This is a genomic window from Methylobacterium sp. WL116, from assembly GCF_008039455.1.
GTDB lineage: Bacteria > Pseudomonadota > Alphaproteobacteria > Rhizobiales > Beijerinckiaceae > Methylobacterium.
Genome location: NZ_VRUV01001162.1, coordinates 1 through 445, shown reverse-complemented (window position 1 = coordinate 445; position 445 = coordinate 1). Strand labels below are relative to the sequence as shown.

General features: G+C 78.4%; 1 pseudogene. It reads left to right on the top strand.

Annotation, left to right across the window (positions count from 1 at the left end):
* Window positions 1–445 (top strand): annotated as a pseudogene (locus FV223_RS31180) (hypothetical protein); the annotation flags it as partial.

The following is a 445-nucleotide window of genomic DNA, read 5'->3' as shown; positions in this document are numbered from 1 at the left end:
GTGCCAAGGCCGCCGACCTCGCTGCCGCCGACGCCAAAACGGCCCGCGCCGCTGCAATCCGCGATGCTTCCGCGAAGGCCGATCCGGCCGCGCCGGGCGCGGGTGCCGCGCCGTCCGATCCCGCTCCCTCGCGATTTGGCACGGCGGCGACCGCCCGCGATGCCGGCCCGACCCAGCCCGAGGCGGAAGCGCCGGCCCAGGACGATGCGCCGCCGACGGAGGACGCCTCGGCGGCCTCCGCCGGCAAGCCGGCGCCGACGAAGACCGCGGCGGCCGAGACCGAGGACGGCAAGGTCACCGACGCGAAGGGGGCCGACCCGAAGGCGGCCGACCCGAAAGCGGCCGACGTCGCTCTCGCGACCCCGACCCTCGCGCTCGTCCTCGCCGCTGCGCCTCCGACGCGTCTCGGCGCCGCCGCGAAGGCGATGTCGGCCGGCACCGGCGC